Origin of the sequence: Dermacoccus sp. SAI-028 (assembly GCF_004346775.1) — a bacterium.
GTDB classification, from domain to species: Bacteria; Actinomycetota; Actinomycetes; order Actinomycetales; family Dermatophilaceae; genus Dermacoccus; species Dermacoccus nishinomiyaensis.
On record NZ_SMFS01000001.1, the window covers coordinates 483986 to 507365 of the forward strand.

General features: G+C 68.0%; 17 protein-coding genes. 6 read left to right on the top strand and 11 right to left on the bottom strand.

Translation table 11 applies throughout. From position 1 onward, the window contains the following. Positions 1-67: 67 nt before the first annotated feature. On the bottom strand, positions 68-1906 hold the full coding sequence (locus EDC82_RS02285) for a phosphoenolpyruvate carboxykinase (GTP) (protein WP_038566783.1): 1839 nt from the start codon (positions 1904-1906) through the stop codon (positions 68-70). Between the two features lie 929 nt (positions 1907-2835). Between EDC82_RS02285 and EDC82_RS02290 the strand changes: the two genes are divergently transcribed. Next, positions 2836-3531: an endonuclease domain-containing protein gene (locus EDC82_RS02290; protein ID WP_050786530.1), complete on the top strand. Its 696-nt coding sequence runs from the start codon at positions 2836-2838 to the stop codon at positions 3529-3531. Positions 3532-3661: 130 nt separating this feature from the next. On the opposite strand, the gene EDC82_RS02295 is transcribed toward EDC82_RS02290, so the two are convergent. From EDC82_RS02295 to EDC82_RS02330, 8 genes are all read right to left on the bottom strand, one after another. Continuing rightward, positions 3662-4570, bottom strand: a complete 909-nt coding sequence (locus EDC82_RS02295; protein ID WP_062258547.1) for an aminoglycoside phosphotransferase family protein — start codon at positions 4568-4570, stop codon at positions 3662-3664. A gap of 72 nt (positions 4571-4642) precedes the next feature. After that, positions 4643-5695, bottom strand: coding sequence for an SAM-dependent methyltransferase (locus EDC82_RS02300; RefSeq protein ID WP_235006077.1), 1053 nt, complete (start codon positions 5693-5695; stop codon positions 4643-4645). Positions 5696-5835: 140 nt separating this feature from the next. Further along, positions 5836-7311 (bottom strand): amino acid permease, encoded by a 1476-nt coding sequence (locus EDC82_RS02305; protein WP_074040599.1) that lies wholly within the window; start codon positions 7309-7311, stop codon positions 5836-5838. Between the two features lie 187 nt (positions 7312-7498). After that, positions 7499-9016, bottom strand: a complete 1518-nt coding sequence (locus EDC82_RS02310) for an amino acid permease (protein ID WP_131940478.1) — start codon at positions 9014-9016, stop codon at positions 7499-7501. A gap of 169 nt (positions 9017-9185) precedes the next feature. After that, positions 9186-10655, bottom strand: a complete 1470-nt coding sequence (locus tag EDC82_RS02315) for an amino acid permease (protein WP_006945676.1) — start codon at positions 10653-10655, stop codon at positions 9186-9188. A gap of 357 nt (positions 10656-11012) precedes the next feature. Then, positions 11013-11186, bottom strand: coding sequence for a CsbD family protein (locus EDC82_RS02320; protein ID WP_006945671.1), 174 nt, complete (start codon positions 11184-11186; stop codon positions 11013-11015). A 62-nt stretch (positions 11187-11248) separates the two neighbouring features. Beyond that, a complete protein-coding gene (locus EDC82_RS02325) occupies positions 11249-13006 on the bottom strand; it encodes an ABC-F family ATP-binding cassette domain-containing protein (RefSeq protein ID WP_235006078.1) in 1758 nt (585 codons plus the stop codon). Between the two features lie 217 nt (positions 13007-13223). Further along, entirely contained in the window at positions 13224-14042 is an 819-nt protein-coding gene (locus tag EDC82_RS02330) for a rhodanese-like domain-containing protein (RefSeq protein WP_235006080.1), read from the bottom strand. A gap of 181 nt (positions 14043-14223) precedes the next feature. Between EDC82_RS02330 and EDC82_RS02335 the strand changes: the two genes are divergently transcribed. Then, positions 14224-14946, top strand: coding sequence for a hypothetical protein (locus EDC82_RS02335; protein ID WP_131940484.1), 723 nt, complete (start codon positions 14224-14226; stop codon positions 14944-14946). Between the two features lie 103 nt (positions 14947-15049). On the opposite strand, the gene EDC82_RS02340 is transcribed toward EDC82_RS02335, so the two are convergent. After that, the gene (locus tag EDC82_RS02340; RefSeq protein ID WP_006945659.1) at positions 15050-15703 is read right to left on the bottom strand and encodes a histidine phosphatase family protein; all 654 of its coding nucleotides are present in this window, start codon (positions 15701-15703) and stop codon (positions 15050-15052) included. A gap of 49 nt (positions 15704-15752) precedes the next feature. Between EDC82_RS02340 and EDC82_RS02345 the strand changes: the two genes are divergently transcribed. The 4 genes from EDC82_RS02345 to nrfD all read left to right on the top strand — a co-directional run bounded on the left by EDC82_RS02345 (position 15753) and on the right by nrfD (position 22141). Then, the gene (locus tag EDC82_RS02345) at positions 15753-16151 is read left to right on the top strand and encodes an HAD hydrolase-like protein (protein WP_235006082.1); all 399 of its coding nucleotides are present in this window, start codon (positions 15753-15755) and stop codon (positions 16149-16151) included. A 133-nt stretch (positions 16152-16284) separates the two neighbouring features. After that, on the top strand, positions 16285-19575 hold the full coding sequence (fdh, locus tag EDC82_RS02355) for a formate dehydrogenase (RefSeq protein ID WP_235006084.1): 3291 nt from the start codon (positions 16285-16287) through the stop codon (positions 19573-19575). Then, positions 19575-20801, top strand: a complete 1227-nt coding sequence (locus EDC82_RS02360; protein WP_074045946.1) for a 4Fe-4S dicluster domain-containing protein — start codon at positions 19575-19577, stop codon at positions 20799-20801. The genes fdh and EDC82_RS02360 overlap by 1 nt, the downstream gene beginning before the upstream one ends. Further along, complete coding sequence (gene nrfD / locus EDC82_RS02365; protein ID WP_006945724.1) at positions 20798-22141, top strand: NrfD/PsrC family molybdoenzyme membrane anchor subunit; 1344 nt, start codon at positions 20798-20800, stop codon at positions 22139-22141. Before EDC82_RS02360 ends, nrfD begins: the two co-directional genes overlap by 4 nt. 131 nt (positions 22142-22272) lie before the next feature. Here the strand turns inward: nrfD and selD are convergent, their stop codons facing one another. Further along, the gene (gene selD, locus EDC82_RS02370; RefSeq protein WP_131940488.1) at positions 22273-23262 is read right to left on the bottom strand and encodes a selenide, water dikinase SelD; all 990 of its coding nucleotides are present in this window, start codon (positions 23260-23262) and stop codon (positions 22273-22275) included. Positions 23263-23380: the final 118 nt, after the last annotated feature.

Consider the following 23380-nt stretch of genomic DNA (forward strand, 5'->3'; position numbering starts at 1 on the left):
CGCACGCCCCGCCGAAGCGGAACCTACTCATGCAGGCACCGAGGCGGCGAGCGTCTCCGTGATGGGCTCAGGCGCCGAGGCGCTCCTTGAGACCGTCGAGCTCGACCTGCAGCTGCACGGGCAGCTGGTCGCCGAACTTCGCGAACCATTCCTCGATCTGCGGGATCTCGGCCTTCCACTCCTCGACGTCGACGGCGAGCGCCTTCTCGAGCTGCGCGTCCGTCAGGCCGAGGCCGTCGACGTCGAGCGACTCGGGCGTCGGGACGTGGCCGATGGGCGTCTCGACCGCGGCGGCCTTGCCCTCGATGCGCTCGATGACCCACTTGAGGACGCGGCTGTTCTCGCCGAAGCCCGGCCACAGGAAGCCGCCGTCCTCGTCACGACGGAACCAGTTGACGTAGAAGATCGCCGGCAGCTTGGATGCGTCGGCGTCCTTGCCCACGTTGACCCAGTGCTGGAAGTAGTCGCCGGCGTTGTAGCCGATGAACGGCAGCATCGCCATCGGGTCGCGGCGCACGACGCCCACCGCGCCGGTCGCGGCGGCCGTCGTCTCGGACGACAGCGTCGCGCCCATGAAGGTGCCGTGCAGCCAGTCGCGGGCCTCGGTGACGAGCGGAACCGTCGTCTTGCGGCGGCCACCGAACAGGATCGCCGAGATCGGCACGCCCTGCGGGTCGTTGTACTCGTCGGCCAGGATGTCGCACTGGTCGATCGGCGTGCAGTAGCGGCTGTTCGGGTGGCTCGACAGCTCGCCCGACTCGGGCGTCCAGTCGTTGCCCTTCCAGTCCGTCGCGTGAGCCGGCGTGTTCTCCAGCTCCTCCCACCACACGTCGCCGTCGTCGGTCAGGGCGACGTTCGTGAAGACGCTGTTGCCCTTGTTGATCGCGGCCATCGCGTTCGGGTTCGTGTGCTCGTTCGTGCCCGGCGCGACGCCGAAGAATCCGAACTCGGGGTTGACGGCGTAGAGGCGGCCGTCCTCACCGAAACGCATCCAGGCGATGTCGTCGCCGAGCGTCTCGACCTTCCAGCCCGGGATGGTCGGCTTCAGCATCGCGAGGTTCGTCTTGCCGCAGGCGCTCGGGAAGGCCGCCGCGACGTAGTAGACCTTGTTCTCCGGGGAGATCAGCTTGAGGATGAGCATGTGCTCGGCGAGCCAGCCCTCGTCACGCGCCATGACGGACGCGATGCGCAACGAGTAGCACTTCTTGCCCAGCAGCGCGTTGCCGCCGTAACCCGAGCCGAAGCTCCAGATCGTGCGCTCCTCGGGGAACTGCACGATGTACTTCTCCTCGTTGCACGGCCACGCGACGTCCTTCTGGCCGTCGGCGAGCGGCGCGCCGAGCGAGTGCAGCGCGGGGACGTACTTGGCGTTCTCGCCGAGCTCCTCGATGCGCTTCAGGATCTTCGTGCCGCAGCGCGCCATGACGCGCATCGACGCGACGACGTACTCCGAGTCGGTGATCTCGACGCCGAACATCGGGTTCTCGGCCTCGAGGTGACCCATGACGAAGGGGATGACGTACATCGTGCGGCCCTTCATGCAGCCCTTGTACAGGCCACGCATGAGGTCCTTCATCTCGTTCGGGTCCATCCAGTTGTTGGTGGGCCCGGCGTCCTTCTCGTCGACGGAGCAGATGTACGTGCGGTCCTCGACGCGCGCGACGTCCTGCGGCGAGCTCGCGGCGTAGAACGAGTTCGGCTTCTTCTCCTCGTTGAGGCGCGTGAACGTACCCTGCTCGACGAGCTTGTCGGTGATCTGCTTCCACTCCTCATCCGATCCAGTCACCCACTGGATGCGGTCGGGGGTGGTCATCTCGGCGACCTCCGCAACCCAGGCCGCGAGGCCCTCGTGCGTCGTGCCGCCTTCGGTGGGAACGCCGGCCTTCGGCATGTCCATCGTCGTCATGTGGATCGGCCATCCTTAGTGTGCGATCGGGCCCGAGCGGGATCTCCGCGCGTGCCGTCCTGATCGCTGTCGTCGGTCACCCCGGCCGCGGACGTTTCGTGGCTGGCCACGATTGTTTTCCGCTGCACGAATGGGGACTCTTCGAACGTACGGGTATCTCGACGTCAAGATAAGATGGGCGATCGAACCAAGCTTGTGAGCTGAGTCACAAATGCATGGTGACCTGTTGGGTTTCAGTGTCGAATGTCGAAAGTGACGACGAACTCGCCGTTAACTCAACATTTCCACCCACGACGGTGACCTGTGGCACGGGTTGTTGGCGGGTTCGTTCGGAGGCGTTCGGAACGCTGCGCGGACGCTGAGTGCGAAACTCCCAAGCTTGGGCGTTTCGACGGTCGCGTGCCGCGGGCCGGCTGCGAAACTCCCAACCTCGGGCGTCTGAGGCCCAGGGGGTGGCGGGTCGGCTGCGAAACTCCCAAGCTCGGGCGTTTAAGGCCGGCGGGGGCGCGGGTCGGCTGCGAAACCCCAAGCTCGGGCGCTTCGACGGCCGCGCCCGCCAAGCTCCCAGGTCCTGTGGATAACTTTCGGCACGGTCGCAGCGAACCCGCGAGTCTGGGGGCATGACCACCTCTTCACCCGCAGCTGAAACGTCGTCCGGACAGCGCGCGTCCCGCCGAGCGGTAGCCGAGCGGCGACGCACCGCGCTGGGCGCATTCGGTCCGTTGCCCTTCACCTCGCAGGAGGCGCTCGCGGCGGGCCTGAGTCGGAGCGACCTCGCCTCCGATGACGTCCGTCGCCTCTTCCGAGGTGTATTCGTCGACGCTCGCGTTCCGGTGGCGCACGGGCTTCGGTGCGCGGCGGCGTTACGACGCTGCGGGGAGGGAGCGCGCATCTCCCGCCTCGATGCGGCGCAGCTGTGGGGATTGCCGGTGCCTGCGTTCGAGGGTGTCAGCGTCAGCATCCCTGCGCATCGGGACGTACGCAGCGCCGGGTTGGTCGTGCATCGGCACCTCGGTCGTTCGCAGACTGCCGAGGTGTGGGTGCCGTCGGTGCGGCGGCGCCTGCCGACGACGGCTCCGCTCGATCTCGTGCGCGAGTGCCTGCCGTGGCTCTCCCTCGTCGACGCCGTCGTTCTCGCCGATGCCATCCTGCGCCTGAGGTCGGTGGATGCAGTGCGGGCTCGTGCTGCATGGGCGGAGTCGCTCGGCACGCGGCCGGGGCGCGGGCGGGATCTCGTGCGGCTCGTCGATGGGGCAGCAGAGTCGGCGATGGAGACGCGGCTGCGCGTGTTGCTCATCCTTGCGGGGTTGCCGCGACCGGTGGCGCAGGTCGAGGTGGTCGCCGGCGGGCGCCGTCGTCGGCTCGATCTCGCGTACCCCGAGCTGAAGATCGCGATCGAGTACGACGGCGATCACCACTACACCACCGAGGCGCAGAAGCACGCGGACCTCGAGCGCGAAGCGGCGTTGCGCGCAGAGGGGTGGGAGGTCATCCGCGTCGTGTCGCACGGGATATACCGCGACCCGGCTGGAACGGTGCGAGCCGTGGCCGCAGCCCTCGGACGCCGGGGCCTCGCGGTGCGAACGTCGGACGAGTGGCGGGCTCACTTCCGTCAGCTCGCGTAGGCGGACGAAACTCCTGACGTTGGGAGTTCTACAGCTATTCGGGCAGGCACTGGCTGTGAAACTCCTGACGTTGGGGGTTCGGCAGCCACTCGGCCAGGCACTGGCTGCGAAACTCCCAAGGTTGGACGTTTCAGCGCAGAGCGACCCCGACGTCGGTGGCGACGGCTTCGACCATGCGGGTGAGACGCGCCGTGCGCTCGGGCATGGTGTCGCGGTAATTCGCCAAGGTGAGAAGACCCGGCCCGGCGAAGGCCCATGCGCGAGAACGGGCCCACATCGCCTCGTCGGCACCAGCGGCACGCGCGAACACGGCGCGACCCGGTGCGTCGAAGAGGTCCCAGGCGTAGAGCAGGTCGACCGCGGGGTCACCCACACCGAGCCCGCCGAAGTCGATGACCCCGGCCAGCGCGCCGCGAGCGTCGACGAGCACGTTCTCGGGCGACAGGTCGGTGTGCACCCAGGCCCCGGCCTTAGGCGCGGGGCCGACCTCGCGCAGCCGCTTCCACGCCAGGCGCACCTGAGCCGGGTCGAAGAGATCGCTCAGCTCATCGGCTGCTTCCTCCACCCAGCCGTCAGTGGTGTCGTTCACCGGCTCCCCACAGCGGTAGCCCCAGCGCTCGGCGCCGCCCACTTCGCCGCAGGTGTCGAGCGCGTGGAGCTCTGCGGTGAACTCGCCGAGCGTGGTGGCAAGCGCTTGCTGCATCGGCGCCTCAAGATCTCTGGGCGTGCGGCCTTCGAGCCATGTGATGACGGCCCATCGGCGCGGAAACACCGCACTTGGGCGCCCGGTGAACTCGATTCGGGGGATCGGTGTTCTCACGGCAGCTCCGAGCATCGGCAGCCACGTCACCTCCTTGGCGAGGTCGTCGGCGTAGGCATCCGAGCGTGGCAGACGAAGCGCGAGGTGCTCCCCGATCCGGAAGACCCAGTTGCTGCTGCCGGACGTCTTGCTCGGGCGCACCTCGAGCGTCGAAAGGTGAGGTGCCTGTTCACGCAAGAGTCGGGCAGCGTCGGCAGCGTCGGGCTCAGAACTCATCATGTCGGGAGTTTTGCAGCCGACTCGGCGAGCGGCGACGCATTTTCTCCCGATGCTGGGAGATGAGCGCCGGCATCACACGCGAGAGAGCACCAGCGTGATCTCGTGGCGGTTGTGCTGCAACTGCCGCGCGAAGGTGATGTCATACGCCTTCGTCAGCATCGTCATCGCCTCGTCGGCCTGCTTGACGGGGTTGTTCGTGCCGAGCTTCAACGTCACGATCGCGCTGCCGCCGGGACGCAGCATGTCGGACGCCTCGAGCATCGTGTGCGCCGAAAGCTGCGGCGGCATGCGCATGTCGTTGACGATGAGGTCGACGCGCTCGCCGTGCTTCGCGACGAACTCGCCCGCCGTCGTCTTGTGATGCTCGACGCCGCCGAGGTTCATGACGCGCTCGTCGATGTCGGCCGGGTCGACGGCGTGCACCTGCGAGAAACCGTGCGAGCGCAGGATGCGCGTCCAGCCCCCGGGGCTCGCGCCGAGGTCGACGGCGACGTCTCCGCGCGGCACGTCGATGAGACCGAAGAGTTCTTCGAGCTTGAACTCGGCGCGGCTGACCTGCTCCTTGCGCGCGGCGAGGCGGATGCGCCCGCCGGCCCAGTCGGACAGGCCGAGGTGGGTCGGCGTCACCCCCGTCGTCAGACGATCCTCACCGAGGCAGAGCGACAGCGTGTGCTCGGCGCCGCCGGGGACGACGCGGACACCTTCGTCCATGAGCATCTCGAGCAGGGGGCGACGCACCTTGCCCGGCGCCCAGGGCGCCTGCCCCGAATCCCAGGTGTGCAGCGACACGGCGTCACCGGCCCGATATCGGCCCGCCTCGGTCAGCGCTTCGAGGCGCGTCGTCATCGCGTCGAGGGCCCACTCGGCGATCTCCTCGACGTCGTCGTGCCGATGCGCCTTCGTCGGCGTGTGCGCCTCGACGTTCGCGAGGTACTTGCAGAACCTGAGGTAACCGCTCGTCGCGAGGTCGTGGATCCGTTCGAGGCCGCCGTCCTTCAACTGCACGAGCCCGGCGTCCTCGCCGACGCGCGTCACCTTCTCGATGTCGAGCTCACGGCGCAGCTCGACGACGGCGAAACGGTAGTAGTCGGGCGTGGTGGAGAACAGCACAGGAAGCTCGATCACCCGGTCAGTCTAGTGGCGAACGACATGACCCCCATCGCGCGTCGGCGGCCGTCGGCCACAACCGAACCTCCTGCACCGGCGACGTCACGAACCCCCACCCATCAGGCAGGTGGGGGTTCGTCAGGGTGCCGAGGTGAGGGTCAGTGTTCGTGGCCCTCGAGGCGTGCTTCCTCGGCGTCGAAGGCGTCGGGGTCGATCCTGTTCCGCACGAAGAACCACCCGATGACAAGGACGATCGCAACGATGGGGGAGGCGACGCAGACCGTCAGGAAGCCCTTGTTGTCACTGGTCGCCAGGAGCACGACGACGGCGACGAGAAACAGCAGCGCGAAGATGTCGCTCGCGGGGGAGGCCCACAGGCGGAACGCGGGCCGCGGGGCGCCGCCACGCTTCGACTTCACGACGAACGCGAGGTGGCTCAGCATGATGAGGCACCACACCGCGATGATGCACACCGACACGAAGTTGAGCGCGATCTCGAACGCCTCGCTCGGCCACAGATAGTTGATGACCACGCCGACAGCGCCGAGTGCAGCCGTCGCGATGATGCCGGCGGCGGGCACGGCGCGTCCGCTCATGACGCCGAGGAAGCGCGGCGCCGAACCGGAGACGGCCATCGACCGCATGACACGTCCCGTCGAGTACAGGCCCGAGTTCATCGACGATGCCGCGGCCGTGATGACGATGACGTTCATGACGTCCCCCGCGTGTGGCACGCCGGCTTGCGCCAGGGCGGTGACGAACGGCGACGTCGTCGACGAATACTCATCGGTGGGCAGCAGCAGCGTCAGCAGCACGAGGGAACCGAGGTAGAAGACGATGATGCGCCACAGCACCGAGTTGACGGCGCGCGGCATGACCTCGAGCGGGTTCTCGGCCTCACCGGCGGCGACGCCGACGAGCTCCATCGACGAGTAGGCGAAGATGACGCCCTGCATGAGCATGAACATCGGCGCGAGACCGTGCGGGAAGAACCCGCCGTGGTTGGTGATGTTGTGCAGCCCGGGTGCGGAACCACCGACGTGGTGGCCGGAGACGATGAAGTAGATCGCGAGGGCCATGAACCCCAGCAGGGCGGTGACCTTGATGATGGAGAACCAGAACTCCATCTCACCGAACAGCTTCACCCCGACGAGGTTGATCGCGACGGTCACGACGAGGGCGATGGCTGCGATGACCCACTGAGGGACGTGCTCGCTGAAGAAGCCCCAGTAGTGGAAGTACAGGGCGATCGCGGTGCAGTCGACGACGATCGTCGTCGCCCAGTGGATGAAGTGCATCCAACCGGCGGTGTAGGCAGCCTTCTCGCCGATGAACTCCCGGCTGTAGCTGACGAACGCGCCCGAGCTCGGGCGGTGCACGACCATCTCGCCGAGGGCGCGCACGACGATCATCGCGACGACACCGCAGATGGCGTACGAGATGAGCAGGGACGGCCCGCCCTTCTCGAGGCGGCCACCGGCACCGAGGAACAGTCCGGTGCCGATGGCGCCACCGATGCCGATCATCTGGATGTGGCGGTTCTTCAGGTTCTTCGCATAGCCGTGGTCACCGGCGTCGGCGGGGCGTCCCGCGGTGGGCGCCGGGTTGTTCTGGGTGTCGGCGGAGGTCGACATCGCTCCCTTTCACGTCGAGGCCGGGTGCGGCCTGGGCACGCACACACTAGGGGAGGCGTGCGGCATCAACGCACGCAGGGCCGTCATCGCCGTGAGCGATCCGGTCACGAGGAGGCGTCTGGAGTGCACAGACGTGACGGCGCCCCACCCGGCCGGGTGGGGCGCCGTCACGTCGGGCATTCGATCGTCAGGACATGCGTGACGCTTCGTCGTCGAACGCTTCGGAGTTGATGCGGCCGCGCACGAGGAACCAGCCGCCGACCATGAGCGCCGCGAGGACGGGCCCGCCGATGTAGACGGCCTTGGCGGCCTTCGGGTCGTCGCCGAACATGATGAGCAGCAGCACGGCCGCCATGAACAGCAGGCCGAAGATGTTGAGGAACGGCGCGCCCTTGAGCTTGAAGTCGGGTCGCTCCAGCTCGCCGCGCTTGGCCTTGCGCACCATCATGAGGTGGCTGATGAGGATGATCGACCACACGCCGATGATGCCGAGCGTCGCGAGCTCGAGGACCATCTCGAACGCGTCCGACGGCCACGCGTAGTTGATGCCGACGCCGATGAGGCCGAACGCGAACGTCGTGAAGATGCCCCAGTAGGGCACCTGCGTCTTGCTCATCTTCGCGAGGTAGCGCGGCGCGGTGCCGGCCATCGCCATCGAGCGCAGCACACGGCCGGTCGAGTACAGGCCGGAGTTCATCGAGCTCGCGACGGCGGAGATCAGCACGACGCTCATGATGTCGGCCATGTGGACGCCGCCGATGTGGAACCCGACGCGGTCGAGCACGGTGACGAACGGCGACTCGCCCTTCTTGTACTGGTCGGTCGGCAGCAGCAGCGTCATCAGGGTGATCGTGCCGATGTAGAACACGAGGATGCGCCACACGACGGCGCGCGCCGCCTTCGGCATGACCTCGCGCGGGTTCTCCGTCTCGCCGGCGGCGACGCCGATGAGTTCCATCGACGCGTACGCGAAGATGACGCCGGACATCAGCATGAACATCGGCGACACGCCGTTCGGGAAGAAACCGCTGTCGGTGATGTTGTGCAGGCCGGCCGTGGCGTGCTGACCGTCCGACGACAGATCCTTGCTCGTCACGATGAAGAAGATCGAGACGAACATGAACGCGATGATCGTGACGACCTTGATGATGGAGAACCAGAACTCCATCTCGCCGAACCACTTCACGCCGATGAGGTTGATGACGAGCACGATCGTGAGAGCCAGCAGCGCCAGAGCCCACTGCGGCAGCGCGTCGGAGATCGGTTTCCAGAAGATGAGGAACCCGGCGATGGCCGTCGAGTCGGCGATGACGGTGAAGCCCCAGTTGATGAAGTGGAACCACCCGGCGGCATAGGCCGCCTTCTCGCCGATGAACTCGCGACTGTAGGAGACGAAGGCGCCCGAGCTCGGGCGGTGCAGCACCATCTCACCGAGCGCACGCACGACGATCATCGCGACGATGCCGCAGATCGCGTAGCTGAAGATCAGGGACGGGCCGGCCTCGTGCAGGCGCCCGGCGGAGCCGAGGAAGAGGCCCGAGCCGATGGCGCCGCCGATGCCGATCATCTGGATGTGGCGGTTCTTCAGGTGCTTGGCGTACCCGGCGTCACCGGCGTCGCGGGAATGCGGGGCGTCGGCGGGGCCGTTCGCGCCGGGAGCCGCGGACCCGGAGGTGGGCGCAGGCTCAGAGAGGAGGGAGGACATCGAGGGATGCCTTACTGCTCGAGGGCCGTAGCCCAGGCCACATGACTGGCACACTCTAGGCCACCGATGTGACCGCGTGCACACACGTGTCCGCTCTGAGATGACGCCATCGACGCGTGATGCCCCGCCTACGAACGTAGACGGGGCATCAGACGTGATGAGCGGAGGCTCACACCATGGCGTTGTCCTCGGAGTCGAACGCTTCGGCGTTGATCCGATTGCGGACGAGGAACCAACCGCCGATCATGAGAGCGGCCACGACCGGGCCCATGATGAGGACGACCTTCTGCAGCACGCCACCCTGCGTCGCCATCAGGACCAGGATGAAGCCGAGGAAGCCCAGCGCGACGATGTTGAGGAAGGGCGCGCCCTTGAGCTGGAAGTCGGGTCGCTGCATCTCACCGCGCTTCGCCTTGCGCACCATCATCATGTGAGAGATGAGGATCATGGCCCACACGCCGATGATGCCGAGGACGGCGACCTCCAGGACGATCTCGAAGGCATCCGAGGGCCACGCATAGTTGATGGCCACACCGATGAGACCGAAGGCAGCCGTCGTCGCGATCGCGGCCCACGGCACCTGGTGCTTGCTCATCTTGCGCAGGTAACGCGGCGCCGTGCCCGCCTCGGCCATCGAGCGCAGCACGCGCCCGGTGGAGTAGAGGCCGGAGTTCATCGAGCTGGCGACCGCCGTCACGAGGACCACGGTCATGATGTCGGCCATCTTCACGCCGCCGATGTGGAAGCCGATGCGGTCGAAGACCGTCACGAAGGGCGAGGTGTCCGCCTGGTAGGCGGTGTGCGGCAGGAGCAGCGAGAACAGCGTGATCGTGCCGACGTAGAAGATCAGGATGCGCCACAGGACGGAGCGCACGGCCTTCGGCATGACCTCGCGCGGGTTCTCCGTCTCGCCGGCGGCCACACCGATGAGTTCCATGGCGGCGTAGGCGAAGATGACGCCGGACATCAGGGTCCACATGTGGCTCGGCCCGTTCGGGAACATCCCGCCGTGATCGGTGATGTTGCGCAGGCCTGCGGTATCAGGGCCCAGCTGGTGCGACGTCGCGATGAAGTAGATCGCGACCACCATGAAGACCACGAGCATGGCGACCTTGATGATGGAGAACCAGAACTCGACCTCGCCGAACAGCTTGACGCCGATGAGGTTGATGGCGAGAACGATCGCCAGCGCGATGAGGGCGAGCGCCCACTTCGGCAAGGCGTCGGACACCGGCTTCCAGAAGTACAGGAACGTCGCGATCGCCGTTGCGTCCGCGATGAGAGTGAAGGCCCAGTTCAGGAAGTGGAACCAGCCCGCTGCGTACGCCCCCTTCTCTCCGATGAACTCGCGACTGTAGGAGACGAAGGCACCCGAACTCGGGCGGTGCAGCACCATCTCACCGAGCGCACGCACGACGATCATCGCGACGGCGCCGCAGATGGCGTAGCTGAAGATCAGGGACGGGCCGGCTTCGTTGAGACGCCCCGCGGAGCCGAGGAAGAGGCCGGAGCCGATGGCGCCGCCGATGCCGATCATCTGGATGTGGCGGTTCTTCAGGTGCTTGGCGTACCCGGTGTCACCGGAGTCGCGCGAATCGGACGCGGCCGAATTCTTCAGCGCGTCAGGAGTCGAGGACATACGTTGCCTTTCATGAACAGGAGGACACCTCGGCCTCGCGCGGGGACGCACGTCGCCGGTCACGTGTGCCGCTCATCACTGTAGGCCAGCGAGGTGACACCCCTCGCGCCCCATTGTTACGGGAGTGTTAAGGGGGCCTGTGAATGTCGCGTGGGTGACGCGGTCTGACGCTGCGGGGCGGCCTGGGCGAGCGCTCTGGACGCGACGCGACCGAGACCGCATCGTGACGATCGGCCGTCGACGCTGCGCTCGTACCCGGGGGGAGCCTGCAGGGTTGGACCGGGCGGACATACGACACGGGGCGCATCCTCGTCGTGAGGATGCGCCCCGTGACCAAGTAGGCAACGCTTCGGGCAATCAGCCCTTGAAGGCGTCCTTGATCTTCTCGCCGGCCTGCTTGAGGTTGGCGCCCATCTGGTCGCCCTTGCCCTCGGCCTCGAGACCCTGATCGTCGCTCGCCTTGCCGAAGGCCTCCTTGGCCTGGCCGAGCTTCTCGTCCTTGGCGTTGTCGAACTTGTCATCGATACCCATGACATGAACTCCTTTCTCTGGACAACAGTTGCCTCGACCCTACGCCGCTTTCCGGAGCGTGGCTAGGGGGTTTTCTGGGAGCTCAGTGCGAGGCGTTCTCCTGCCCAGCGCGAGCGCAGCATGCGGTCGTGGCTCGCGGCGACGACGGCGCCCGGGTAGTCGTCAAGAGCCCGTTCGACGTCCTCGGCGAGCAGGAGCGAGAAGTGGTTGGTCGGTTCGTCGAGCAGCAGCACGTCCGGCGGCAACGCGAGCAGACACGCCAGATCGAGACGACGACGCTGCCCGACGCTGAGATCGGCCAACGCACGGTTCTCGTCGCGTCCGGCGATGAGGCCGAACGTCGCAAGCGGATGTCGCGCTGCCAGGTCGTCACCGACACGGGCGCGGTAGGCGTCGAGGACGGTGGTGTCGGGCTCGAGGTGCGGGGCGTCGACGTCAGGGCCGGCAGAGGGCTGACGGTCGGACGCGAGCGGTGCCGTGTCCTGGCCGAGCAATCCGACGCTGACACGGCGCTCGCGATGCACTGACCCCGTGACGGGCTCCAACTCGCCGGCGAGGACGCGCAGCAGCGTCGACTTGCCGCACCCATTCGGCCCCTCGACGAGGAGGCGCTCGCCGGCGGACACCGTCAGGCTCGTCGGCTCCAGACGCGCCGGAACGCTGACGGCGGACGCCGCGAGCAGCGGCCCGCCGGGAAGTTCGGACGGGCGTGAGGCCGCCGCGAGGGAACGCTCGGTGTTGAACCGCAACGTGGCCGGGGGTTTGCGCACCTGCGTCTTCTCGAGTCGCTCCAGCGCCGTGCGCGAATCGTTGACGCGGCGCGCGACGACGGTGGCGTTCTTGTCCGAGTAGAACTTCTTCGCCCCGCGCGCCTCGGTGCGGGGCCCTCGTTCGGGGCGCCCGACGGTGTGGTCTTCCCTCATCTTCGCGCGCAGCCGTTTGAGTTCGGCCTGCTCGTCCTCGTACTGGCGCGCCCAGCGTTCGTGCTCGTCGTGGCGAGCGAGGACGTAGTCGGAGAACGTGCCCGTGAAACGCGTGACGCCGTGGGCGGCGCCGGCGTCCGAGGCATCGGAGATGCGGGCGGCGACCCGGTGCGGCAGGGGCCGCGGGTCGAGGTCGATGAGGTCGGTGACGCTCTCGTCGAGGAAGGCACGATCGTGGCTCGCGAGCAGCACCGGGCCGGGCCACGTCAGGAGCATCGATGTGAGCAGCTGCGCGCCACGATCGTCGAGGTGGTTGGTCGGTTCGTCGAGCAGCAGCGTCTGCGGACGGCGGATGAGCGTCCACGCCAAGGAGAAGCGGGCGAGCTGGCCGCCGGAGACCTCGTTCATCGGCGTGTCACGCGCGATTGCGCCGATGCCGAGGCCGTCGACGAGTTCGTCGATCGTGTGCTCGACGTTCCACGCATCGGCTCGCTCCGCCGCGGCGAGGGCCGCGTCGAGTTCGGTTGCGGCGAGCGCGTCCTCGGCGTTTCGCGCGAGACGCTCGCCCGCGACCTCGACCGCTCGCGCCAGAGCGTGGATCGGCTCAGCGGCGTCGTCGAGCACGTGCTGCGCCGTCAGCGTCAGGGCGAACGGCGCCTGTTGATGATGCAGACCGACGCTGCCGGGCGCGGTGATGCTGCCCGCATCCGGGCGCTCGAGGCCGGCGACGAGGCGCAGAAGCGTCGACTTGCCCGTGCCGTTCTCGCCGATGAGGGCGGCGCGTTCGCCCCCCGCGACGCTGAAGGAGATGTTCGTCAGGACGCGACGGTCGGGGTAGCTCTTCGACACGCCGTCGACGCGCAGGTGGCTGCCGGACGAGCCGCCGGCCGAGGGCAAGGACGATGAATACACAGGCCTCCTGGAGTGGTGGGAACACCCTCACGCTAGGCGGCGTGGCGGGGTGGCGTCACCCGATTTTCAGCGGGCTGGGCGGTCCGTCAGCCAGTGGGCCCGACGACGCGACGCCCCGACGACGCGACGCCCCGACGACCCAGCGGGCACTCGTCAGCGGGGGCGACATGTCATGTGCCGTCGGGCAGGCGCCCCGCGCTCGTCACTCGGAGGGGCGGGGCTCGTCGACGTCCGCGGCGCCCGTGCCGCTCTCGCGCAGGTGCGTGTCGAGGCTGACGCGTTCGTCGAACACGAAGCACTCGCCGCGCCAGTCGACGTCGGCGTCCGGCATCTGCGCGAAGTAGTTGAGGATGCCGCCCTGAAGCTGGAAGACCTCGAGACCCAGATCCTGCATCCACGGGCTCGACTTCTCGCAGCGGATGCCGCCCGTGCAGTACATCGCGACCTTCGTCCCGCTCTCACGCCACGCAGGCGCGTGCGCCTCGACGTAGTCGGCGAAGTCGCGGAAGTTCTCGACGCCCGGGTCGATCGCCCCCTCGAAGTGGCCGACGCCGAACTCGAAGCTGTTGCGATTGTCGAGGACGATCACGTCGTCGCGCCGGATCAGCTCGCGCCATCGCTGCGGCGCGACGTCGGTGGCACGCACGTCCTCCATGCGGTTCGGCATGTCGAGCCCGTCGACGCCCAGCGGCACGATCTCGCGCTTCGCCTTGACCATCATGCGGCGAAACGGCGGACGTGTGAACGCGGTGCGCTTGGTGACGATGCCGTCGAACAGGGCCCGCGTGACGGCGTCGGCGCTCGCTGCCGCGCGGAAGGCGTCGACCTGTTCGGGCGCTCCGGCGAGCATGCCGTTGACGCCCTCGCTCGCGATGAGGACCGACCCCGTCAAACCCTCGCGCGCAGCGCACAGCTCGCGCACCCGCACGACGGCGGCGTCGACGTCGGGCACCGCGACGAACCGATAGAACGCGATGTGATCGCCACTCGACGGGCGGGCGGACGGAGCGGGAGAGGTCATGGGTGCGAGATCGTCGGAGGGAGCGCCGGGCATGGCGGCATTCTCTCAGCTTCTTCGAACCTGACGGCAGGCGAACGCATGGGCTCGCCTTGTAGTGCACATAGCTTCATCACAGCCGCGGCGGTCAGCGTGCATCCGTCGGGCCACGAACGGTCGAGGCCCACGGATGAAGGAGTCAACCATGGCGAAGAACGGTCGTAAGATCGCCGCCGGCGTCGGCGCAGTGAGCACCCTCGCGGTCTCGGGGGCGGCGCTCGCGAGCTCGCAGACGGTGAGCACCGGCACCTCCACCCCGAACACCACGACGCAGCAGGGCAGCGCCGCCGGCCAGGACGGGCACGGCATGCGCGGCATGCACGACAAGCTGGTCGCGGGGACCGCGGCGACGAACGTCAAGAATGCGGTGAAGGCGAAGGACGCGTCGATCACCGTCAAGGGCGTGCGTCAGGCGCCGGACGGTTCGTACCGCGCGTTCGGCACGAGGTCCGGCAAGCGCGTCATGGTCGAGGTGAGCAAGGACCTCAAGACGGTCACCGTCCGCACCGGCCGGGGTCACGGCCACCACGGTCACCACCGCGGCACCGAGGTGACGGGTACCGCCCTGACCGGCGTCAAGAACGCCGTCAAGGCGAAGGACTCGGGCGTCACCGTCGAGAAGGTCTACAAGGAGAGCGACGGCACCTACCACGCGTTCGACACGAAGGCGGGTGCGCACGTGCGGATCGACGTCAGCATGGATCTCAAGACCGTGACTGTGACGGCCGGCAAGCCCGGCGGGCCGGGCGGGCATGACGGACCCCGCCACGATGGCGCGCCGAGCGGCCAGACGCAGGGTGGTTCGGGTTCGACGAGTTCGTCGACCACGGCGCCCACCTTGTCGAGCACGAGCGCGCAGGCTGCCTGATCAGTCGCGTCACGTGGCGCTGCCCGAGTCAGTCCTGACTGACTCGGGCAGCATCATGTGGCTCAGGCGGCGGACGGCTGACGCGATGCGCGCCGCGGGCTATTCAGTCTTCGTCGGCGTTGGCCGTCGGGTCGTCGGCGGCGAGGTCGAGCAGGCGCGGTTCGTCCCAGGCCACGAATCGCCAGGCGCCCGGCCGACCCTCGAGCGTCAGGACGGTCGTGTTGGGGATCCGACGCTGACGCACCTCCCGCGGCGTGAGGTTCTCGCACTGCGACGTCACCCATAGCCGCAGCACCGCGCCATGACTGACGACGGCGAGCGTCGCATCGTCGTCGAGCCCGTCCAGGGAGCGTTCGAGTGCCTCGGTGAACCGTTCGAGCGTCTCCGCGCCGGCGGGGCCACCCGGGATGCGCGCCTCGAGGTCACCGGTGGCCCACGCGTAGGCCGTGTCGAGGTAGATGTCGGCGGCTTCGTGCGTCGTCGCCATCTCGAGATCACCGGCGAAGATCTCACCGAAGCCGGCGTCCTGCGTCAGCGTCAGCCCGCGTTCGGCGGTGAGCGGTCCGGCCGTGAGACGCGCTCGATCGTGGGCGGACGCGACGACTCGATCGATGCGGCGATCGGCGAGGCGCGGCACGAGGTCGTCGGCCTGCGCGTGGCCGAGTTCGGTGAGCCCGGCGCCGGGCAGCGCGGTATCCAGCGCACCGATGACGTTGTTGGGGGTCTGGCCGTGGCGGATGAGCAGGAGGGTGGTCACCCGCTCATCCAATCAGCCGGGGGTGAACATCACCTGATCACGCACGAGCGTGCCCATCCACCGCGCCACCGGCTTCAAGGTCGCCCTGACGACCGGTTTCACCCGCGACGTCGCCGACATGGTGCTCGATGGGGTGGGCTGGCGCGTCGGGCCGCTCGAGGACGGCGGGATGGTCGATGCGCTCGTCACGGCCGACGAGGTGGCGGCGGGGCGTCCCGCGCCGTACATGATCTTCCGGGCGATGGAACGTGCCGGCGTCGTCGACGTCCGAAGGGTCGTAGTCGCGGGCGACACGGGTGCCGATCTCATCGCGGGTACCCGCAGCGGGGCGGGTCTCGTCGCGGGGGTGCTCTCGGGTTCCGTCTCGCGCGAGACGCTTGAGGCGAGCCCGCACACGCACGTCCTGCCGTCGGTCGTCGAGGTGCTGCAGGAGGCCTGCCCGCAGTGATCTGCGCGACGGCGCGGCAAGAGCTCGAGGCGAGCGAATCTCGCCGCCCGGCAACGTGATCGGCGCTCCGGGCGGCGCCTGACGGTTGGGTTGTCGGCTCTCGGGTCTAGACTTGGACGCAGAACGATCACGCATGCGACGAAAGGGGAGCTCAATGGGTCTGTCACCCCTCGAGTGGCCCGTCCTGCGTCAGGTGCGATCGAAGGATTTCCTCGGTCGCGGCCCGGCAGTGACGAGTGAGAAGACTCGAACGCTCGAACCGCGCACGACGACGGCCGACCGCGTCGTGCAGTCGGTCTGCCCCTATTGCGCCGTCGGCTGCGGCCAGCGCGTGTTCGTCAAGGACGAGAAGGTCGTCGGGATCGAAGGCGATAAAGATTCGCCGATCTCGCGCGGCCGCCTGTGCCCGAAGGGGGCAGCGAGCGAGCAGCTCGTCAACAACCCCTCACGCGTCAAGCAGGTGCTCTACCGCAAGCCGGGTGGCACCGATTGGGAGCCGATCGAGCGCGACAAGGCCATTGACATGGTCGTCGACCGGTTCATCGCCAGCCGCCGCAACGGATGGCAGGAGACGGACGACAAAGGCAACCGCCTGCGTCGCACCATGGGAATCGCCTCGTTGGGTGGAGCAACGCTCGACAACGAGGAGAACTACCTCATCAAGAAGCTGTTCACCGCCGCGGGGGCCATACAGATCGAGAACCAGGCGCGTATTTGACACAGCGCCACGGTTCCCAGTCTGGGAGCCTCGTTCGGGCGTGGTGGAGCCACCAATTCACTGCAGGACATGGCGAACGCCGACCTCATCCTCATCGAGGGGTCGAACATGGCCGAGTGTCATCCGGTGGGTTTCCAGTGGGTGACGGAGGCCAAGGCGCGCGGCGCGAAGGTCATCCACATCGACCCTCGCTTCACGCGCACGTCCGCCGTGGCCGACAAGCACATCCCCATCCGTGGCGGAAGTGACATCGTCTTCCTCGGTGCACTCATCAACCATGTGCTGACTACCGAGTCCTACTTCCGTGACTACGTCGTCGCCTACACCAACGCCGCAACGATCGTCAGCGACGACTTCGTCGACACCGAGGAGCTCGACGGGCTGTTCTCCGGGTACGACCCGACCACGGGTCAGTACGACCAGAGTTCGTGGCAGTACAAGACGCCGCCCGGCAAACCGGATCAGGGCACCTCGAGTGACGAGAAGAGCGGTTCCTCGGGCCACCAGGCGAGCGGTGGCGCCGAGACGCACGGCTCGGGTGGCCCGACGCTCGCGCATTCGGCCGTGCTGCGCGACGAGACGCTCACCGATCCGATGTGCGTGCTGCAGATCATGAAGCGGCACTACTCGCGCTACACACCGGAGATGGTCGAAGAGGTGTGCGGCGTCTCCAAGGAGGACTTCGCACTCGTCGCCCGCGAGGTCGTCGCCAACTCTGGTCGCGAGCGCACGACGATGTTCGCCTACGCCGTCGGTTGGACCCAGCACGTCGGCGGGGCCCAGATGATTCGCACCGCGGCGATCCTGCAGTTGCTCATGGGTAACGTCGGGCGTCCTGGCGCCGGCATCATGGCGCTGCGCGGACACGCGACGATTCAGGGATCGACCGACATTCCCACACTGTTCAACCTGCTGCCGGGCTACCTTCCGATGCCGCGGGTCTCCGACCACGAAACGCTCGAGGATTACATCGACTCGATCGTGTCGAAGGACGCCAAGGGGTACTGGGCGAATGCCGACAAGTACGCCGTGTCGCTGTTAAAGGCCTGGTACGGCGAGAACGCGACAAGTGCGAACAACTTCGGGCTCGACTACATGCCGCGTCTGTCCGGCGCGCACGGGACGTACCAGACGGTCATGGGCATGATCGAGAACCAGGTCGAGGGTTATTTCGTGCTCGGGCAGAACCCGGCCGTCGGCTCGGCCAACGCCCGTATGCAACGTGAGGGCCTACGCCACCTCAAGTGGCTCGTCGTGCGCGACTTCCAGCTCATCGAGACCGCGACGTTCTGGAAGGACGCGCCGGAGGTCGCCTCCGGGGAGTGGAGGAGTGAGGACATCGACACCGAGGTCTTCTTCTTCCCCGCGGCGACGCACGTCGAGAAGGCCGGTACGTTCACCCAGACCCAACGCCTCGTGCAGTGGCGTCACAAGGCGGTCAACCCGCCGGGCGACGCGCAGAGCGAGCTCGACTTCTTCCACGAGGTCGGGGTGCGCATCCGTGCCAGGTTGGCCGATTCGAGCGACCCCATCGACGAGCCACTCAAGGCGATCACGTGGGATTACCCCAAGGACGAGCACGGCGAGGTCATCGCCGAATCGGTCATGGCCGAGATCAACGGAACCGACGCGGAGGGCAAGCCCCTCGCGACGTACGCGGATCTCAAGGCTGACGGTTCGACGACGTCGGGATGCTGGATCTACGCCGGCATCTACAAGGACGGGGTCAATCAGGCCGCGCGGCGCAAGCCTGGGTACGAGCAGGACGAGACGGCCGCCGAATGGGCGTGGGCGTGGCCCGCGAACCGCCGCACGCTCTACAACCGCGCCTCCGCGGACCGTGAGGGCAAGCCGTGGAGCGAGCGCAAGAAGCTCATCTGGTGGGACGAGGAGAAGGGGCAGTGGGTCGGCAAGGACAACCCCGACTTCCCGCTCAAGACCGCCCCGTCCTACCGTCCGAAGGAGGGTGTGGGTGGGCCCGACGGCCTCGCCGGCGACGATCCGTTCATCATGATGGCGGACGGCAAGGGCTGGCTCTACGCGCCGCTCGGTCTCGTCGACGGCCCGATGCCGACGCACTACGAGGCGGCGGAATCGCCGATGCGCAACCCGCTCTACAGCCAGCAGTCCAACCCGACACGGGTGACGTTCCGTCGTAAGGACAACCTCAACGCGCCGAGCGAGGGCATGCCGGGTGGCGACGTGTACCCGTACGTGTTCCAGATCGGGCGCCTGACGGAGCATCACACGGCCGGCGGCATGAGCCGTTGGTTGCCGTACCTGTCGGAGCTGCAGCCGTCGATGTTCATCGAGGTCTCACCCGATCTCGCGGCCGAGAAGGGCCTCGAGAACGGCGACTGGGCGACCGTCGTGTCGGCTCGCGCGGCGATCGAGGCGCGCGTGCTCGTCACCGACCGCATGGTGCCGCTCAAGATCGGTGGTCGCATGGTGCACCAGATCGGCATGCCGTACCACTGGGGCAGCGCGAAGTCCGCTCAGGTGCATGGTGATTCGGCCAACGACCTGCTCGGCGTGGTGCTCGATCGCAACACCCAGATCCAGGAGGGCAAGATGGGCATGTGCGACATCCGCCCGGGCCGCCGTCCACAGGATCGGGACGAGTACGAGCAGCTCGTCAGTGAGTACCAGAGCCGCGCCGGCGTCACCGTCGAGACGGGCAACGAGATCTGCCAGGAGTGTGACTGATGAGCCTGGTGACCGAGTACATCCGTTCGCAGTTCGCGGGTGGAGGTGACCCGTCGAAGCAGGCGGGTTGGGGCACCCCGGAGGCGACGACGCTGACGGGTGGTGCGCCCAACGACGTCCTCGCCGAACGCATGGGCTTCTTCACCGACACCTCGATCTGCATTGGCTGCAAGGCCTGCGAGGTCGCGTGCAAGGAGTGGAACCGCAACCCCGAGGACGGGTACGAGTTCACCGGCTACTCCTACGACAACACGGGTGAGCTGGGTGCCGACACGTGGCGTCACGTCGCGTTCGTCGAGCAGTCGGGCGAGCAGATCGCGCGTGCCCGTGAGTCGGGGCGCAAGCTCGTCGACCTCGGCATGCCGACGCTGCGGTCGGCCTCCGGCGCCGGTGCAGAAGCTGCGGGCGGCTCGGGCGAAGCGTCGCACCTCGCCGACCTGCCGGATGACGCCGCGCGCGCCATCCGCGTCGCCGGTGGGCACACCGACTACGCGACCGACGCACCGTCAGCGCTCGACCCGGGCGCCCCGGCGCTCGACGTCGAACGGGCGCAGGTGGCGGACGAATTGGCGGGGGTCAACGTGCTCGACATGGTCGCGACCGACAACGGCGTCATGCCGACGGCGCTGCACGAGGCCCAGGATTTCCGGTGGCTCATGGCCTCCGACGTCTGCAAGCACTGCACGCACGCCGGGTGTCTCGACAACTGCCCGACGGGCGCGCTGTTCCGCACCGAGTTCGGCACGGTCGTCGTGCAGGCCGACGTGTGCAACGGCTGCGGCTACTGCGTCGGCGGGTGTCCGTTCGGCGTCATCGAACGGCGTGAGAAGACGGCGACCGTCAATCACGGCAACGCGCAGAAGTGCACGCTGTGCTACGACCGGCTCAAGGAAGGCCAGACGCCCGCGTGCGCGCAGACGTGCCCCACGACGTCGATCAAGTTCGGCACGCATGCGGAGATGGTCGCGATCGCGGAGGAGCGCGTCGCGCAGCTGCACGCGCAGGGCATGACGGAGGCGCGCCTCTACGGCGCGAACCTCGACGACGGCGTCGGCGGCACCGGTTCGGTCTTCCTCCTGCTCGACGATCCCGAGGTGTACGGACTGCCACCGGACCCGGTGGCGCCGTCGAAGACCTTGCCGGAGTCGTACAAGCGGATGGCGATGGCGGCCGGCGGAATGATGGCCGCAGCAGCGCTGGCGTTCGTCGGAGGTGGTGTGGCGTGAGCGTGAATTCCCTTGATGCGTATCGGGATCCTGAACCCGAGGGTGGGCGGCGCCGTCGCGGCGGGCGTGGCGGCAAGCGTCGCCGTCCGACCGACTGGCTGAACGGTCGCGAGGGCCGCGGTGAGCGCGCGCTCGTGCCGGACGTCGAGTTCCAGAGCTACTACGGGCGTGGCGTCATCAAGCCCGTGCCGTGGGAATGGCCGATCCCGACGTACCTGTTCTTCGGTGGCCTCGCGGGCGGTTCTCAGCTGCTCGCGACCGGCGCGTACCTGACGGGCAACGAACCCCTGCAGCGCGTGACGCGCCTGACGACGGCCGTTGCGGTCGCCGTCTCGGGTGCGTCGCTCATCGGCGACCTGGGTCGCCCGGAGCGCTTCTACAACATGATGCGCGTGGCGAAGCTCAGTTCGCCGATGTCGGTGGGCACGTGGATCCTCTCCGGTTTCAGCGGCGGTGCGATGCCGCTCGCGGCCCTCGAGGTGCTGCGGATGCTGCCGCTCAAGCGAAGCGGCACCGTGACGGGTCTGGTCGGCGCGCTCGATCGCGTGGCCGGGGCTGCAGGCGAGGTCGCGTCGGCGTCCTCGCTCGAGGTGCCGGGGTCGCGGTGGTTGCGGCGGCAGTCGCGTGCTGCGGGTCGTCGTGACGCCGGGTTGCGCGTCAACGGGGCACTCGTCGGCGTCGAGAAGATGCTCGGCGTCACCGAACCGGGATTCGTCGCGCTCGGTGCGTCGATGGCGGCGCCGCTGGCGACGTACACGGCGGTGCTGCTGTCGAACACGTCGACGCCGACGTGGCACGAGTCGCGGCTGTACCTGCCGTTTGTGTTCGGCGGTTCAGCATCGGCCGCGGCGAGCGGCAACGCGATGATGTGGACGCCAGTCGAGAAGGCTGGCCCCGCCCGGGCGCTAGCGCTCATCGGGTCGGCCGTCGACCTCGGCGTGCTCAATCGTCTCGAGAAGCACCTCGACGCCGAGGGCGTCGGCGAGCCGCTGCACCACGGTACTGCCGGCAAGCTCAACAAGGCGAGCATGGCGCTCAACGTCGCCGGGTTCGTCGGGACGGCGCTGTTCGCGCGACGCTCGCGCGTGGCGTCCGTCGTCTCCGGGGCCTGCTTCGTCGCAGGCTCGGTGTGCACACGCTTCGCGGTGTTCGAAGCCGGCATGGAATCGGCGAAGGACCCGAAGTACACGATGGGGCCGCAGCGCCGCCGCCTCGACGCGCGTGGCGGGACGGAGAACATCACGACAGGCCCGCGGCTGGCCTCGGCGGATGACGCCCCCCGCACCGCGGATGGGCGCCGACCGCTGCCTGGCCCGGACGGCAAGCCCGTCAACCTCTGAGCGCTCGCGTGTCTGGCGGGTCGGCTCGTCGGCTGGCCGGGTCTGTACACGAGAAATGCGCATCTGCACCGGGATCGTGACTGCTGATACCCGTGCAGATGCGCATTTCTCGTGCAGCTGTGCTGTTCGAGTCAGCGCACGCTGATGCCGGGGGCGCCGCCGTCGAGGGGGAGGGTGCGGCCGATCACGGGCGCGCCGGGCACCTCGCCGATGACGAGGAGGCCGCCGGACGTCTGAGCGTCCGCGAGCAGCAGCAGTTCGTCTTCGCTGATCCCGTCGGCTGCGGTGATGTGCTCACGCACCCAGTCGAGGTTGCGACGCGTGCCGCCGGAGACGTAACCCTCGGCTGCGGCGTCGCGGGCGCCTTCGATGTACGGCACGGCAGCGGAGTCGATCTCGGCGCGAACGCCCGAGGCGCGGCACATCTTCCACAGGTGGCCGAGCAGACCGAAACCGGTGACGTCTGTCGCCGCCTTGACACCCGCCGCGACGGCGGCGATCGACGCGTCGCGGTTGAGCGTCGTCATCACCTCGATGGCCTGCGGGAAAACCTCGCCCGTCGACTTGTGCTTGTTGTTGAGCACACCGACGCCGAGCGGCTTCGTCAGGGAGATGGGCAGGCCCGCCTCGGCGGCGTCGTTGCGCATGAGCTTGCCCGGGTCGGCGATGCCGGTGACGGCCATGCCGAACTTGGGCTCCGGATCGTCGATCGAATGGCCGCCGATGACGGGGCAGTTCGCCTGCGCACCGACGTCGGCGCCGCCTCGGAGCACCTCGGCCATGATGTCGAGGCCGAGCACGTCGCGCGGCCAGCCGACGAGGTTGATGGCGACGACGGGGGTGCCGCCCATCGCGTAGATGTCGCTGAGCGCGTTCGCGGCCGCGATGCGACCGAAGTCGTACGCGTCGTCGACGACAGGGGTGAAGAAGTCAGCCGTCGAGAGCACCGCCTGCTCGCCGACGCGCACGGCGGCTGCGTCGTCACCGTCGTCGAGGCCGACGATGACACTCGGATTTGGCTGCCCCACGAGGTGCTTCACCGCCTCCTCGAGCTCGCCGGGCGGGATCTTGCACGCGCACCCGCCACCATGGGCGTACTGCGTCAGACGTATCGACTCCATGCATCCGACCCTACGCCGTACCCCTGACAACGACCCCGACGGGTACGCCGCGCGGACCCCGCCCGCCCATCGCCCCGGCGCACCCACGACTCCAGCGCCCCTATGATTGACACGCACC

Bases quoted from the DNA above. Each gene is read 5' to 3' on its own strand.
- EDC82_RS02285 (WP_038566783.1), bottom strand. From the start codon at position 1,906: ATGACGACGATGGACATGCCGAAGGCCGGCGTTCCCACCGAAGGCGGC.
- EDC82_RS02295 (WP_062258547.1), bottom strand. From the start codon at position 4,570: ATGATGAGTTCTGAGCCCGACGCTGCCGACGCTGCCCGACTCTTGCGT.
- EDC82_RS02305 (WP_074040599.1), bottom strand. From the start codon at position 7,311: ATGTCGACCTCCGCCGACACCCAGAACAACCCGGCGCCCACCGCGGGA.
- EDC82_RS02310 (WP_131940478.1), bottom strand. From the start codon at position 9,016: ATGTCCTCCCTCCTCTCTGAGCCTGCGCCCACCTCCGGGTCCGCGGCT.
- EDC82_RS02315 (WP_006945676.1), bottom strand. From the start codon at position 10,655: ATGTCCTCGACTCCTGACGCGCTGAAGAATTCGGCCGCGTCCGATTCG.
- EDC82_RS02320 (WP_006945671.1), bottom strand. From the start codon at position 11,186: ATGGGTATCGATGACAAGTTCGACAACGCCAAGGACGAGAAGCTCGGC.
- EDC82_RS02330 (WP_235006080.1), bottom strand. From the start codon at position 14,042: ATGACCTCTCCCGCTCCGTCCGCCCGCCCGTCGAGTGGCGATCACATC.
- EDC82_RS02335 (WP_131940484.1), top strand. From the start codon at position 14,224: ATGGCGAAGAACGGTCGTAAGATCGCCGCCGGCGTCGGCGCAGTGAGC.
- EDC82_RS02360 (WP_074045946.1), top strand. From the start codon at position 19,575: ATGAGCCTGGTGACCGAGTACATCCGTTCGCAGTTCGCGGGTGGAGGT.
- selD (WP_131940488.1), bottom strand. From the start codon at position 23,262: ATGGAGTCGATACGTCTGACGCAGTACGCCCATGGTGGCGGGTGCGCG.